Source organism: Streptomyces sp. NPDC048411, assembly GCF_040704695.1.
Lineage (GTDB): Bacteria > Actinomycetota > Actinomycetes > Streptomycetales > Streptomycetaceae > Streptomyces.
This window is the reverse complement of sequence record NZ_JBEZKL010000036.1, coordinates 1-14969: the sequence shown is the minus strand read 5'-3', so window position 1 is coordinate 14969 and position 14969 is coordinate 1. Positions and strand designations below refer to the sequence as shown.

Here is a 14969-nt window from a genome sequence, read left to right as displayed (position 1 = left end):
CCGCCCCGGCCAGCGACCCGCCCCACGCGGTCCGCGGCAGGCGGCGCGTGGAGTCCGGAGCGGTCGGTGCCCAGCTTGGCGGCGGCCCAGGCCGGGAAGAGGGTGCGGACCCGGCCGGTGCGCTCGCTGTCGGGGACGGGGTCCGGGCCGCGGGTCTCCGCAAGCGGGATCGTGCCTTTACCGCCAAAAGGGCCATAACGACCTTTCGCATCTCGGAGTAGTCCTCCAGGGCAGCCACTGGCGGGCATGTGACTGATACTGGGTGGGTTATGGAATTCGTCATCCTTGCTGTAGTCATCGCCGCCCTGGTCGTGGCCGGCCTGATCAGCGGGCTCGTGGTCAGCGGCCGCAAGAAGAAGCAGCTGCCCCCGGCACCGTCGAGCACGCCGACCCTCACTCCCGCCGAACCCCATGTCGGCGAGGAAGCCGAGACACCGCGCGAGGAACCGCGCCGCACCATCGAGGAGGCCGGTCCCGCCGGCGCCGAGGCTCCCGCCGAGGAAGCCCCGGCAGTCGCCGAACCGGCGGCGCCCGCAGTCCCCGCGCTGGAGATCCCGGAGCCCACCGCGGGCCGTCTCGTGCGGCTGCGCGCCCGGCTCGCCCGCTCGCAGAGCACCCTCGGCAAGGGACTGCTCACGCTTCTGTCCCGCGACAACCTCGACGAGGACACCTGGGAGGAGATCGAGGACACCCTCCTCACCGCCGATGTCGGCGTCGCCCCCACCCAGGAGCTGGTGGAGCGGCTCCGAGAGCGCGTCCGCGTCCTCGGTACCCGTACCCCCGAGGGGCTGCGCGGCCTGCTGCGCGAGGAGCTCCTGGCACTGCTCGGCACCGACTTCGACCGTGCGGTCAAGACGGAGAGCGGTGCCGACACGCCCGGCGTCGTGATGGTTGTCGGCGTCAACGGCACCGGCAAGACCACCACCACGGGCAAGCTGGCCCGGGTCCTCGTCGCCGACGGCCGCAGCGTGGTGCTCGGCGCGGCCGACACCTTCCGTGCCGCCGCCGCCGACCAGCTCCAGACCTGGGGCGAGCGCGTCGGCGCCCGGACCGTGCGCGGACCCGAGGGCGGCGACCCGGCGTCGATCGCCTTTGACGCGGTGAAGGAGGGTATCGCCGAGGGTGCCGATGTCGTCCTCATCGACACCGCCGGCCGGCTGCACACCAAGACCGGGCTCATGGATGAGCTCGGCAAGGTCAAGCGCGTCGTCGAGAAGCACGGCCCGCTCGACGAGATCCTGCTCGTCCTCGACGCCACGACCGGGCAGAACGGCCTGGTTCAGGCACGGGTGTTCGCCGAGGTCGTCGACATCACCGGCATTGTTCTCACCAAGTTGGACGGCACCGCCAAGGGTGGCATCGTCATCGCCGTCCAGCGCGAACTGGGGGTACCGGTGAAGCTCGTGGGTCTCGGCGAGGGACCGGACGATCTGGCTCCGTTCGAGCCGGAGGCGTTCGTCGACGCACTGATCGGCGACTGACGGGCCGACTGCGGCTCCTCCGCCCCCGAACGCCGGGCGGGCTCGACAGCGAGCCCGCCCGGCGTCGTCGTTCCTGCCGCCCGTGCCGTGACCGGCAGTGTCTGCCCCATGAGGAGCGTCGTCCGGTGCGTGCGATCGCGAGGCGGCCGGAGGTCCTGGGGTGGGGTCTCCCCCCTGCTCGAACGAAGCTGAGAGCTTGGGGAACGAGCTGCCAGGGCCCCAGGCCGACGCGGCGAGCGGGCGTGCCGGGCGGCGCGACGAGGCAAAGCTAGCCGGGAGGGGCACAAAGGCGTGTGTCGAAAGTCCCGCCTGCCAGGCGGCGTCTGACACGCACGCTCGCTGCGTTGTCGGGCTCGCCCCGATACGCCCAATGTCGGGGCGGCCCTCCGCCTTGCGATCGCACGCACCAGACGCCGCCTGGCCTGCCCTACGGGCGGACGACGCTACTGTCGAAACATGCCCTGGGAACGATGGCAGATGTACGCCAGGGTGCCCAGCAGCAGCCGCGCCTGCGGCGGCGTGGCCGCCGTGTCCAGTACCGGCGGACGCAGCCAGCGGACCGGCCCGAGACCTCCTTCGTCCGACGGCGGTGCGGTGATGTGGCAGCCGTGCCCCAGCGCCCGCAGATCCAGATCCGCGTCGTCCCAGCCCATCCGGTACAGCAGCTGCGGAAGTTCGGCGGCGGCGCCCGGCGCAACGAAGAACTGCGTCCTCCCGGACGGCGTCATGGCCACCGGGCCGAGCGGCAGGCCCATCCGTTCCAGTCGCACCAGTGCCCGTCGCCCGGCCTGTTCGGCGACGTCGAGCACGTCGAACGTGCGCCCCACCGGCAGCAGCATCGAAGCGCCTGGCACTTCCGCCCATGCGCGTGCCGCCGTGTCCAGTGTGGCGCCCGCCGGCACCTCGTCGGCGAACTCCAGCGGATGAGCGCCGGGGGAGGGGCAGGCAGTGTCCCCGCAGGAGCACCTCCCGGCCGCGGCCCGCGCCCCCGGCGCGACGGCCCAGCCCCACAGTCCTGTGTACTCGGCCACCGCGGTGCACTCGGCCGCACGGCCTCGACGCCGTGAGCCGGATCGCATCTCCCGGATGCCGCCGATCGTGAAGCCCATACCCCCTCCAACGGGTCCGGCTCGCCGGTGGTTACGACGCGGAGAACCGTTGTGACACTCCGTCGTCCCGCCGATCCGGCAGCGCCCGGATGGTGCCCGGGGTCGTGCGACACGAGCCACGCGCCCCTGCGCGCATCACTGCGTCGGCTGCTGATCGTCGTCTGTCAAGTGAATCGCGCCGGGCGGCAGGCGCGTTCATTCGAAGGGGTGGCGAATGGTGGCGCTTCTGTGAATGCCGTCGCGGGCCGGTGATCGTAGGATTACCGTCGGTACACGAACCATGGAAGTATGTGCGCCTGCGGGTATGCCGGAGGCAACCCGATTTCCTGTTCGATGGTGCACAGCCTCCGTACGGACGGCTTCGGCTCACGGGATTTTGATCAGTGGTTCGCGCGACAGTATTCAGCGGGAAGGGGGCGTTCCAGTGAGTGGCAGCGGCGCAGGCGATGCGAATGCCGGTAAGCGCCCGAACGGGCAATTGGGATCATGGTTCGTGCGCAGCGGCTGGTCGAAGGGCGAGCTGGCACGGCAGGTGAACCGCAGGGCGCGCCAGATGGGCGCCCACCACATCAGCACCGACACCTCCCGGGTGCGGCGCTGGCTCGACGGCGAGCAGCCGCGCGAACCGATCCCGCGCATCCTCTCCGAGCTCTTCTCCGAGCGCTTCGGCACCGTCGTCGCCGTGGAGGACATCGGGCTGCGCTCCGCCCACCAGTCACCGTCGGTGTCCGGCGTCGACCTGCCCTGGGCCGGCCCGCAGACCGTCGCCCTGCTCAGCGAGTTCTCCCGCAGTGACCTGATGCTCGCCCGCCGCGGCTTCCTCGGCACCTCGCTCACCCTTGCCGCGGGCCCGGCCCTCATTGAACCCATGCAGCGCTGGCTGGTGCCGGTCGCCGCCGCGGCACCCGCGGAGCCCGAGTCGCCAGCCGCTGCCCGGCGCCCCTCCCGGCTCTCCGGCCCCGAGCTCGACCTGCTGGAATCCACCACCGTGATGTTCCGCCAGTGGGACGCGCAGTGCGGCGGCGGACTGCGACGCAAGGCCGTCGTGGGGCAGCTGCACGAGGTCACCGACCTGTTGCAGGAACCGCAGCCCGCGGCCACCGCCAAGCGGCTCTTCCGGTGTGCGGCCGAACTCGCCGAACTGGCGGGCTGGATGAGTTACGACGTCGGTCTCCAGCCCACGGCCCAGAAGTACTTCGTCCTCGCGCTGCACGCCGCGAAGGAGGCCGGCGACAAACCGCTGGGCAGTTATGTCCTGTCCAGTATGAGCCGCCAGATGATCCACCTCGGACGGCCCGACGACGCCCTCGAACTCATCCATCTCGCCCAGTACGGCAGCCGGGACTGCGCCACCCCGCGCACCCAGGCCATGCTGTATGCGATGGAAGCCCGCGCGTACGCCAACATGGGCCAGCCCAGCAAGTGCAAGCGAGCCGTCCGAATGGCCGAGGACACCTTCCTCGACGCCGGGATCGACGGCGAGCCGGAGCCCGACTGGATCCGCTTCTTCTCCGAGGCCGAACTCAACGGCGAGAACTCCCACTCGTACCGTGACCTCGCCTATGTGGCCGGCCGCAGCCCCACGTACGCCTCGCTCGCCGAGCCGATCATGGAGAAGGCCGTCGAGCTCTTCGGTGAGGACGACGAGCACCAACGGTCGTATGCGCTGAACCTGGTCGGCCTCGCCACCGTCCATCTCCTCAAGCGCGAACCCGAACAGTCCACGGTGCTCGCCGAGCGGGCCCTGCGGGTCGCCAAGAAGGTCCGCTCCGAGCGCGTCAACACCCGGCTGCGCAAGACCGTCGACACCGCTGCCAGGGACTTCGGCGACATTCCCGCGGTTGCCCGACTCACCGATCTCCTCACCGAGCAGCTGCCCGAGACCGCCGAAGCGATCTGACCGGGCACCCCCTCACTCCGGCCTGACCGGGCACCCCCTCACTCCGGCCACGACGACCACCCTGCACAGACCGACTTCGGCTCCCCCTTGCCAGGTCAGCGGGTGATCGGCGTGGCCGGTTCGCGTTCCCGTTCCCGTACTCCAGAGTTGTCACCGCACCGTATGCGGCCGCGGCCGCATACGCAGCCGCAGGGTAGGGCCGGCCCCGGATACGCCACTTGCGGTTCATGGGGACGTAACACGCCACACCTCTTCGTCACTGCGGCGAAACACCGTGCGGCATCGGCGGAAACCGCGCTGGGCGAATCTCATGGCGCACAACCGGCCCGCACCTTTTCCGCAGTGGTCCCGCACATGGTCCCGCAGGTTTCGCCCCACGCGGCCGCACCGACGACGAGGAGACGCCGATGCCCCCAGGCATCACGACGCTTGCCGCAGACGCCCCGACGCTGTCTGCCGCCAACACAGGGTTCATGCTCATCTGCTCGGCCCTGGTGATGATCATGACCCCGGCCCTCGCCTTCTTCTACGGAGGCATGGTCCGCGTCAAGAGCACCCTCAACATGCTGATGATGAGCTTCATCAGCCTCGGGGTCGTGACGATCCTGTGGGTGCTCTACGGATTCAGCCTCGCCTTCGGTACCGACATCGGCTCGTTCATCGGCTGGAGCTCGGACTTCGCCGGCCTGAGCGGGATCGGCATCACACAGCTCTGGGACGGCTACACCATTCCGGTCTATGTGTTCGCCGTCTTCCAGCTGATGTTCGCCGTCATCACCCCGGCCCTGATCAGCGGCGCTCTCGCCGACCGCGTCAAGTTCACCTCCTGGTCCCTGTTCGTCGCCCTGTGGGTGACCGTCGTCTACTTCCCGGTCGCGCACTGGGTCTGGGGCGCCGGCGGCTGGCTCTTCGAGCTCGGCGTCATCGACTTCGCCGGTGGTACGGCCGTCCACATCAACGCCGGTGCGGCAGCCCTCGGCGTGATCCTCGTCATCGGCAAGCGCGTCGGATTCAAGAAGGACCCGATGCGGCCGCACAGCCTGCCGCTCGTCATGCTCGGCGCCGGTCTGCTGTGGTTCGGCTGGTTCGGCTTCAACGCCGGCTCCTGGCTCGGCAACGACGACGGCGTCGGCGCGGTCATGTTCTTCAACACGCAGGTCGCCACGGCCGCCGCGATGCTCGCCTGGCTCGGCTACGAGAAGATCCGCCACGGCTCCTTCACCACTCTCGGCGCCGCCTCCGGCGCGGTCGCCGGACTCGTCGCCATCACCCCGTCCGGCGGTGCGGTCAGCCCGCTCGGCGCCATCGCCGTCGGTGCGATCGCCGGTGTCCTCTGCGCCATGGCGGTCGGCCTCAAGTACAAGTTCGGCTACGACGACTCCCTGGACGTCGTCGGCGTCCACCTCGTCGGCGGTGTCGCGGGCTCGCTCCTCATCGGCTTCTTCGCCACCGGCGGTGTCCAGTCCGACGCCAAGGGCCTCTTCTACGGCGGTGGCCTCGGCCAGCTCGGCAAGCAGGCCGTCGGAGTCTTCGCGGTCCTCGCGTACTCTCTGGTCGTCTCCGCGGTCCTCGCCCTCCTCCTCGACAGGACGATCGGCATGCGGGTCGACGAGGACGACGAGATCTCCGGCATCGACCAGGTCGAACACGCCGAGACCGCGTACGACTTCAGCGGCGCCGGTGGCGGTGCGGCCCCGCGTACGGCCTCCACACCGGCATCGGAGACCACGGCAGCAGCGCAGACCAAGAAGGTGGACGCATGAAGCTCATCACGGCAGTCGTGAAGCCGCACCGGCTCGACGAGATCAAGGAAGCCCTCCAGTCCTTCGGCATCCAGGGCCTCACGGTCACGGAGGCCAGCGGATACGGGCGCCAGCGCGGCCACACCGAGGTCTACCGGGGCGCCGAGTACACCGTCGACCTCGTCCCCAAGATCCGTATCGAGGTCCTCGTGGAGGACGAGGACGCCGAACAGCTCATCGATGTCGTGGTCAAGGCCGCCCGAACCGGCAAGATCGGAGACGGCAAGGTCTGGAGCGTTCCCGTCGAGACAGCCGTACGGGTCCGCACCGGCGAACGCGGCCCGGACGCACTCTGACCGACGGCCTCGCAAACGGAAAGGCAGCTGGGTGACGAGCACCGAAGTGACCACCGAATCCGAAGACTCGGGACCCAACGGCTACGCGGCGGCTCGGCTGCGCCTCCTCCAGGAGAAGGCGCGGTCCGGGCCGCCGCGCCGTGCGGCCCTCGCCTCACTCACCGACGACTGGCTGACCGCCCTGTTCGCCACCGCCACCGAACAGACCGGCGTCCGCGGCGCCGCCCTCGTCGCCGTCGGTGGCTACGGCCGCGGCGAACTCTCCCCGCGCAGCGACCTCGACCTCGTGCTCCTGCACGACGGCAGAGCCGACGCCGGAGCCATCACCTCCCTCGCCGACCGCATCTGGTACCCCGTCTGGGATCTCGGCCTCGCCCTCGACCACTCCGTACGGACCCCCGGCGAAGCCCGGAAGACGGCCGCCGACGACCTCAAGGTGCAGCTCGGACTGCTCGACGCCCGGCCCGTCGCCGGAAACCTCGGCCTGGTCGCCGCGATGCGTACCATGGTCCTCGCCGACTGGCGGAACCAGGCTCCCAAACGGCTTCCCGCCCTCGACGAACTCTGCCGCGAACGCGCCGAGCGTCAGGGCGAGCTCCAGTTTCTCCTCGAACCCGACCTGAAAGAGGCCCGCGGTGGCCTGCGCGACGCCACCGCCCTGCGCGCGGTTGCCGCCTCATGGGTCGCCGACGCCCCGCGCGAAGGCCTCACCGAGGCCCGCCGCATTCTCCTCGACGCCCGCGACGCCCTGCACCTGACCACGGGCCGCGCCACCGACCGCCTCGCCCTCCAGGAACAGGACCAGGTCGCCACCGCCCTGGGCCTCCTCGACGCCGACGCACTGCTGCGCCAGGTGTACGAGGCCGCGCGCACCGTCTCGTACGCCACCGACGTCACCTGGCGCGAGGTCAACCGCGTCCTGCGCGCCCGGTCCGTACGCCCCCGGCTGCGCGCCATGCTGGGCGGCGGCAGGACCGCCGCCACCGAACGCACCCCACTCGCCGAAGGCGTCGTCGAGGCCGACGGCGAGGTCGTCCTCGCCCGCACCGCCCGCCCCGAACGCGACGCCGTGCTGGTCCTGCGCGCCGCCGCCGCGGCCGCCCAGTCCGAACTGCCGATCTCCCGCCACGTCGTGCGCCGCCTCGCCGCGGCTGCCCGCCCGCTGCCCGTGCCCTGGCCCGCCGAGGCCCGTGAGGAACTCGTCACCCTGCTCGGCGCGGGCGAGGCCACCATCCCCGTCTGGGAGGCCCTCGAAGCGGAAGGGCTGATCACCCGGCTGCTGCCCGACTGGGAACGCGTCCACTGCCGCCCGCAGCGCAACCCCGTCCACACCTGGACCGTCGACCGTCACCTCGTCGAAGCGGCCGTCCGCGCGTCCTCGCTCACCCGCCGCGTCGGCCGCCCCGACCTCCTGCTCGTCGCCGCCCTGCTCCACGACATCGGCAAGGGCTGGCCAGGCGACCACTCCGCCGCCGGGGAGGTCATCGCCCGCGACGTCGCCGCCCGGATCGGCTTCGACCAGCACGACGTGGGCGTCATCGCCACCCTCGTACGCCACCATCTGCTGCTCGTCGAGACCGCCACCCGACGTGACCTCGACGACCCGGCCACCGTCCGCTCCGTCGCCACCGCCGTCGGCAGCGCGTCCACGCTGGAACTCCTGCACGCCCTCACCGAGGCCGACGCGCTCGCCACCGGGCCCGCCGCCTGGTCCACCTGGCGTGCCTCCCTCGTCGCCGACCTCGTCAAACGTGTCGCCGCGGTCCTCGCCGGCGAGGCAACCACCGAACCGGAACCCGTCGAACCCGGTGCCGAACAGGAACGGCTGGCCATCGAGGCGCTGCGCACCGGCGAACCCGTCCTCGCCCTGCACGCCCAGGCCGAGACCCCGCACGAGGACGGCGAACCGGAACCCGTCGGTGTCGAACTCCTCATCGCGCTCCCCGACCGCCCGGGCGTCCTGCCCGCCGCCGCCGGAGTCCTCGCCCTGCACCGTCTGACCGTCCGCGCGGCCGAGCTGCGCGCCGTCGAACTCCCCACCGAGCTCGGCGAGTGCGCCGACGTGCTGCTGCTCAGCTGGCGGGTGGCGGCGGAGTACGGATCCCTGCCGCAGGCAGCCCGGCTCCGCGCCGATCTCGTACGCGCCCTGGACGGTTCCCTCGACGTCCCGGCCCGTCTCGCCGAACGCGAAGCCGCCTACCCGCGGCGCCGCGGGGTGAAGGCGCCACCACCTCGGGTGACGGTGGCGGCGGCGGGCTCGCGGCTGGCGACCGTGATCGAGGTGCGCGCCCAGGACGCCCCCGGGCTGCTGCACCGGATCGGGCGGGCGCTGGAACAGAGCGCGGTACGGGTGCGCAGCGCGCACGTGTCGACGCTCGGCGCCAACGCGGTGGATGCCTTCTACGTCACAGGGACGGACGGGGAGCCGCTGTCCGACGCACGCGCAACAGAGCTGGCCCGAGAGGTCGAGCGGGCCCTGGGCTGACTCCCGCACGCCACGCGGAAGGGCCCTCGTCCGTCACGAGAAACCGGGCGAGGGCTTTGCGTTTCCCGGCGTCCGGATACCCTTGGGGACGACTGACCTGCACCCGACCCCGACCCTGAGGACCGACGAGCGCCGTGTTCGATACTCTCTCCGACCGCCTTAGCGCGACTTTCAAGAACCTCAGGGGCAAGGGCCGCTTGTCCGAGGCGGACATCGACGCCACGGCCCGCGAGATCCGTATCGCCCTGCTCGAGGCCGATGTCGCGCTTCCCGTCGTGCGCGCTTTCATCGCCAACGTCAAGGAGCGGGCGCGCGGCGTCGAGGTCTCCCAGGCGCTGAACCCCGCCCAGCAGGTCGTCAAGATCGTCAACGAGGAGCTTGTCGGCATCCTCGGTGGCGAGACCCGGCGGCTGCGGTTCGCCAAGAACCCGCCCACCGTGATCATGCTCGCGGGTCTGCAGGGTGCCGGTAAGACCACCCTCGCTGGAAAGCTCGGGCTCTGGCTCAAGGGCCAGGGCCACTCCCCGCTGCTCGTCGCCTGTGACCTCCAGCGCCCCAACGCCGTCAACCAGCTGAGCGTCGTCGCCGACCGCGCCGGTGTGGCGGTCTACGCCCCCCAGCCGGGCAACGGCGTCGGTGACCCGGTCCAGGTCGCCAAGGACTCCATCGAGCACGCCCGCTCCAAGCAGTACGACGTGGTCGTCGTCGACACCGCCGGCCGCCTCGGTATCGACGAGGAGCTGATGCAGCAGGCCGCGGACATCCGCGATGCCGTCAGCCCCGACGAGATCCTCTTCGTCGTCGACGCGATGATCGGCCAGGACGCGGTCAACACCGCCGAGGCCTTCCGCGACGGCGTCGGCTTCGACGGCGTGGTGCTCTCCAAGCTCGACGGTGACGCACGCGGTGGTGCGGCCCTGTCGATCGCCCACGTCACGGGCAAGCAGATCATGTTCGCGTCGAACGGTGAGAAGCTCGAGGACTTCGACGCCTTCCACCCCGACCGCATGGCGTCCCGCATCCTCGACATGGGTGACCTGCTCACCCTGATCGAGCAGGCGGAGAAGACCTTCAGCCAGGAAGAGGCCGCCAAAATGGCCTCCAAGCTGGCGTCCAGCAAGGGCAAGGACTTCACGCTCGACGACTTCCTGGCCCAGATGGAGCAGGTCAGGAAGATGGGCTCCATCTCCAAGCTGCTCGGCATGCTGCCCGGCATGGGGCAGATCAAGGATCAGATCAACAACATCGACGAGCGCGACGTGGACCGTACCGCCGCGATCATCAAGTCGATGACGCCGCACGAGCGCCAGGAACCGACGATCATCAACGGCTCGCGCCGGGCCCGTATCGCCAAGGGCTCCGGTGTCGAGGTGTCCGCCGTGAAGAACCTGGTGGAGCGGTTCTTCGAGGCGCGCAAGATGATGTCGAAGATGGCGCAGGGCGGCGGCATGCCCGGCATGCCCGGTATTCCGGGCATGGGTGGCGGCGCGGGCCGGCAGAAGAAGCAGGTCAAGCAGGCCAAGGGCAAGCGCAAGAGCGGCAACCCGATGAAGCGGAAGGCCGAGGAGCAGGCTGCGGCCGCCCGTCGCGAGCAGGCGGCGGCGCAGGGTGGCGCGTTCGGCCTTCCGGCGCAGGAGGGCCAGAACTTCGAGCTTCCCGACGCGTTCAAGAAGTTCACGGGCTGACACCCGACGCCCTCAGGGGCACACAGGCAAGGGGCATTCGCCATGGGCGGGTGCCCCTTACCCCTGCCGCCCGTATCGCGTCGGCGTCCCTCCACGGGCCCAGTGGACAGCTCCTCCGAGGGCTTTGATCGTATTTCTCCTTTAATGTCGGCTCAACGGCTGTCGGCAAAGGAGCGCGCGTGACCAATTCCGTACCGCCACGCGATCGGACCGACCAGCCGTGGCGCTCCGAAGGTGCCCCACCGCCCGCGCCGCAGGGCCGGAAGATGCCGGGCGGCTGGGGCCGACTGCTGCTGACCGCGCTGGCCGTCTATCTGATCGCCAACCTGGTGCTGTCCTTCTTCAACGGCAGGCACGAGCCGACCATCGCGTACACGGAGTTCAGCAAGCAGGTCACGGCGGGCAACGTTTCCAAGATCTACTCCAAGGGCGATTCCATTCAGGGGCAGCTCAGGAAGGAGGCGAAGCTCCCGGGCACCGACCACACGTACACGAAGTTCGTCACCCAGCGGCCCGCGTTCGCCGACGACAACCTCTGGGGCGAGCTGGTCAAGGAAGACGTCACCGTCACCGCCGAGCCGGTCGTCAAGGAACGCAGTTTCCTCGCCAACCTGCTGATCTCGCTGGCGCCGATGCTGCTGCTCGTCGTGCTCTGGGTGGTCATCGCCCGGCGGATGTCCCGGGGCATGGGCGGCGGGATGGGCGGCTTCGGCCGCAAGGCCCCGCCCAAACCGGTCGAACTGGAGGAGGGCAAGCGCACCACCTTCGAGGATGTGGCCGGCATCGACGAGGTCGAGGGCGAACTCAACGACGTCGTCGACTTCCTGAAGAACCCGCAGCAGTACCGGAGGATGGGCGCCCGGATGCCTGGGGGAGTGCTGCTCGCGGGTCCGCCCGGCACCGGCAAGACACTCCTGGCGCGGGCCGTCGCCGGCGAGGCGGGCGTGCCGTTCTTCTCCGCCTCCGCCTCCGAGTTCATCGAGATGATCGTCGGCGTCGGTGCCGGCCGGGTACGGGAACTGTTCGCGGAGGCCCGCAAAGTCGCCCCCGCCATCATCTTCATCGACGAGATCGACACCATCGGCCGGGCCCGCGGCGGCGGCTCCGGCATGGGCGGCCATGACGAGCGCGAACAGACGCTGAACCAGATCCTCACCGAGATGGACGGCTTCTCCGGATCGGAAGGCGTCGTCGTCCTCGCCGCGACCAACCGCGCCGACGTTCTCGACCCCGCCCTCACCCGGCCCGGCCGCTTCGACCGGATCGTCCATGTGAGCCCTCCCGACCGGACCGGCCGGGAGGCCATCCTGAAGATCCACACCCGGCAGATCCCGCTCTCCGACGACGTGAGTCTTGGCCAGGTGGCGCAAACGACCCCCGGCATGACCGGTGCCGACCTCGCCAACCTCGCCAACGAAGCCGCGCTTCTCGCCGTCAAGCGCAAGCAGTCCGAGGTCAGCCAGACCGACCTGTCGGACGCCTTGGAGAAGGTCCAGCTCGGAGCCGAACGACCGCTCGTCATGCCGGAGGAGGAGCGGCGCAGGACCGCGTACCACGAGAGCGGCCACGCTCTGCTCGGCATGGTCCAGCCGGGCGCCGACCCCGTGCGCAAGGTGACCATCGTGCCGCGCGGCCGGGCTCTCGGCGTCACTCTTTCGACGCCGGACGCCGACAGGTACGCGTACACCGAGCAGTATCTGCGCGGCCGCATCATCGGCGCCCTCGGCGGCATGGCCGCGGAACAGCTGGTCTACGACGTGGTCACCACGGGTTCGGAGAGTGACCTGGAACAGGTCACTCTTCTGGCGCGCGGAATGGTCGGACGCTGGGGGATGAGCAGCAAGGTCGGCAGGCTGACGGCTATCCCGGGCGACGTCCAGCAGGCGTACGGGCTCTCGGCGGCGCCGGCCACGCTGGACGCCGTGGACGACGAGATGCGGCGGATCGTCGACGAGTGCTACATCGAGGCGCAACGGCTGCTGCGCGAGCACCGGGAGAAGCTGGACGCGCTGGCGTCGGCGCTGCTGCAGAACGAGACGCTGGACGAGGAGGCGGCCTACCGGGCGGCCGGCATCCCGCGCCTGGCCAAGTAGGACCGCCCCATCGCGCTGACACCTGCTTCAGGAGGTGCAGACGAGATAGCGGAAGACATTCGGCATCCACACCGTGCCGTCCTGGCGCCGGTGCGGGTGCAGTGCCTCCGCGACCTCCTTCGCCACCTGGGAGCGGTCCGTCGCCCGCACCGCCGCATCGAACAGCCGCGTCGACAGCAGCCCGCGCACCGCGCTGTCGAGGTCCGCATAGCCGAACGGGCACGCCACCCGCCCCGAGCCGTTCGGATTCAGTCCGGCCCGGAACGCCACGTCCTCGAGATCGTCCCTGCGCGCCGGGCGCCAGCCGCCCGCGCGGGGCGGCCGCGCCCCGTCGGTGAGCCGGGCCGCCACCCGGAGCACCGCCGCGGTCGCGCACCGCTCGGGGGGACCCCAGCCGGTCAGCACCACCGAACTGCCCCGGGCGAGCAGCGGCAGGGCGGACTTCAGGGAAGGCAGCAGCCCTTCGGAGTCGCCCGCCGAGCAACCGATCGGGGTGAACGCGGTGAGCAGGTTGTACGGGACACCGTCGGCCGGTGCGGCGGCGGACGGATCACCGGCGAAGAGCCGGGGCGGCCGGGCCGGGACCGGATCGGGACCGCCGTCCCACGCCGCTTCTGGCAGCAGCCGTTCGCGGGCCAGGTCAAGGCGTTCACGGTCGGTGTCGACGCCGGTGACGCGAGCCCCGCGGGCGGCCGCGATCAGCAGCGCGAGCCCGGAGCCGCAGCCGAGGGAGAGCATCCGCGCACCGGCTCCGACTTCGAGCCGGTCGTACACCGCTTCGTACAGCGGCGCGAGCATCCGCTCCTGGATCTCGGCCCAGTCACGAGCACGGGTTGCGGGGTCCACCGGGGCGGACGGATCCGTCTGCCCGTGGTGCCGGACGAGCGTTGGTGTCATGGAAAGCGCCCCAATCCGCCGAGAGGTAGGTCGTTCCCGAGTGATGGACGGCCCCCGTGTGTGCGTGTCCCACACTCCCCCCGTATGTCAGAGAACTGCGCATCCGCGGCCGCGTCCAGAGGGCGGAGGGCAATGCTTGTGCGCCTCGGTGGTGCGCCCCCGCAGACAGTCGGCCGTGACCGGTCCCGTCACTCCGTGGGAAAGGCGATGTCGCCGTACGATGCGCGCCATGGCAAAGGCACCCGTTCTCACACCCCAGGCCGAGGACTTTCCCCGCTGGTACCAGGATCTGATCAACAAGGCCGAACTCGCGGACAACGGCCCGGTGCGCGGCACCATGGTCATCCGACCGTACGGATACGCCCTGTGGGAGCGGATGCAGCAGGAGATGGATGCCCGCATCAAGCGCGCGGGCGCCCAGAACGCCTACTTCCCGCTCTTCATCCCCCAGTCTTACCTGACACGCGAGGCCGAGCACGTCGAGGGCTTCGAACCCGAGCTGGCCGTCGTCACCCACGGCGGCGGGAAGGACCTCGAAGAGCCCGTGGTGGTGCGGCCGACGTCCGAAACGATCATCAATGAGTATTTCTCGAAATGGGTGCAGAGCTACCGGGATCTGCCCCTGCTGATCAACCAGTGGGCAAACGTCGTCCGCTGGGAGATGCGACCGCGGGTGTTTCTCCGTACGACCGAATTCCTCTGGCAGGAGGGCCACACGGCCCACGCGACCTACGAGGACGCCCGCGACTACGCCGCGTACATCCACCGGGACGTCTACGCGGACTTCATGACCCAGGTCCTCGGCATCGATGTGGTGCTCGGCCGCAAGCCCCCGAGCGAACGGTTCGCGGGCGCCATCAACACCCTCACGCTCGAATCGATGATGGGCGACGGCAAGGCCCTGCAGATGGGTACGAGCCATGAACTCGGCACCAACTTCGCCAAGGCGTTCCACACCGAGTATCTGTCCCGGGAGGGCAGGCAGGAGCTGGTCTGGCAGACCTCCTGGGGCACCTCGACCCGGATGGTCGGCGGCCTGATCATGTCCCACGGTGACGACCGGGGACTCCGGGTCCCGCCGCGGCTCGCCGCCGTGCAGGCGGTCGTCCTCGCGATCAAGGAGGACGCCGCGGTGCTGACCGCGGTCCGCGAGATCGGCGATCGGCTGCGGGAGGCCGGGATCAGGGTCCGGATCGACGACCGCACCGACACCCCGTTCGG

Annotated in this window: 10 protein-coding genes; 8 read left to right on the top strand and 2 right to left on the bottom strand. The window is 70.4% G+C overall.

Annotation, left to right across the window (positions count from 1 at the left end; all coding sequences use genetic code 11):
• The first annotated feature begins 269 nt into the window (after positions 1-269).
• On the top strand, positions 270-1481 hold the full coding sequence (gene ftsY, locus AB0915_RS15495) for a signal recognition particle-docking protein FtsY (RefSeq protein WP_366691580.1): 1212 nt from the start codon (positions 270-272) through the stop codon (positions 1479-1481).
• A 443-nt stretch (positions 1482-1924) separates the two neighbouring features.
• Here the strand turns inward: ftsY and AB0915_RS15490 are convergent, their stop codons facing one another.
• Entirely contained in the window at positions 1925-2590 is a 666-nt protein-coding gene (locus tag AB0915_RS15490) for a bifunctional DNA primase/polymerase (RefSeq protein ID WP_366691579.1), read from the bottom strand.
• Positions 2591-3014: 424 nt separating this feature from the next.
• Between AB0915_RS15490 and AB0915_RS15485 the strand changes: the two genes are divergently transcribed.
• From AB0915_RS15485 to ftsH, 6 genes are all read left to right on the top strand, one after another.
• The gene (locus AB0915_RS15485) at positions 3015-4490 is read left to right on the top strand and encodes a hypothetical protein (RefSeq protein ID WP_366691578.1); all 1476 of its coding nucleotides are present in this window, start codon (positions 3015-3017) and stop codon (positions 4488-4490) included.
• A gap of 407 nt (positions 4491-4897) precedes the next feature.
• The gene (locus AB0915_RS15480) at positions 4898-6253 is read left to right on the top strand and encodes an ammonium transporter (RefSeq protein WP_366691577.1); all 1356 of its coding nucleotides are present in this window, start codon (positions 4898-4900) and stop codon (positions 6251-6253) included.
• Entirely contained in the window at positions 6250-6588 is a 339-nt protein-coding gene (locus AB0915_RS15475) for a P-II family nitrogen regulator (protein WP_358860104.1), read from the top strand. The genes AB0915_RS15480 and AB0915_RS15475 overlap by 4 nt, the downstream gene beginning before the upstream one ends.
• A 31-nt stretch (positions 6589-6619) precedes the next feature.
• Positions 6620-9073 carry a [protein-PII] uridylyltransferase gene (locus AB0915_RS15470; RefSeq protein ID WP_366691576.1) on the top strand — a complete coding sequence of 818 codons (2454 nt, stop codon included), beginning with the start codon at positions 6620-6622 and terminating at the stop codon, positions 9071-9073.
• A 134-nt stretch (positions 9074-9207) separates the two neighbouring features.
• Entirely contained in the window at positions 9208-10758 is a 1551-nt protein-coding gene (gene ffh, locus AB0915_RS15465) for a signal recognition particle protein (protein WP_366691575.1), read from the top strand.
• Positions 10759-10937: 179 nt separating this feature from the next.
• On the top strand, positions 10938-12851 hold the full coding sequence (ftsH, locus tag AB0915_RS15460; RefSeq protein WP_366691574.1) for an ATP-dependent zinc metalloprotease FtsH: 1914 nt from the start codon (positions 10938-10940) through the stop codon (positions 12849-12851).
• Between the two features lie 27 nt (positions 12852-12878).
• Here the strand turns inward: ftsH and AB0915_RS15455 are convergent, their stop codons facing one another.
• Positions 12879-13748, bottom strand: coding sequence for a methyltransferase domain-containing protein (locus tag AB0915_RS15455; protein ID WP_366691573.1), 870 nt, complete (start codon positions 13746-13748; stop codon positions 12879-12881).
• 229 nt (positions 13749-13977) lie between these two features.
• On the opposite strand from AB0915_RS15455, the gene AB0915_RS15450 reads away from it, so the two are divergent.
• A partial coding sequence (locus AB0915_RS15450; RefSeq protein ID WP_366691572.1) for an aminoacyl--tRNA ligase-related protein occupies positions 13978-14969 on the top strand: 992 nt, incomplete at its 3' end.

Coding starts and splice junctions, on each gene's coding strand:
- ftsY (WP_366691580.1), top strand. CDS start 270: ATGGAATTCGTCATCCTTGCTGTAGTCATCGCCGCCCTGGTCGTGGCC.
- AB0915_RS15490 (WP_366691579.1), bottom strand. CDS start 2,590: ATGGGCTTCACGATCGGCGGCATCCGGGAGATGCGATCCGGCTCACGG.
- AB0915_RS15480 (WP_366691577.1), top strand. CDS start 4,898: ATGCCCCCAGGCATCACGACGCTTGCCGCAGACGCCCCGACGCTGTCT.
- AB0915_RS15475 (WP_358860104.1), top strand. CDS start 6,250: ATGAAGCTCATCACGGCAGTCGTGAAGCCGCACCGGCTCGACGAGATC.
- AB0915_RS15455 (WP_366691573.1), bottom strand. CDS start 13,748: ATGACACCAACGCTCGTCCGGCACCACGGGCAGACGGATCCGTCCGCC.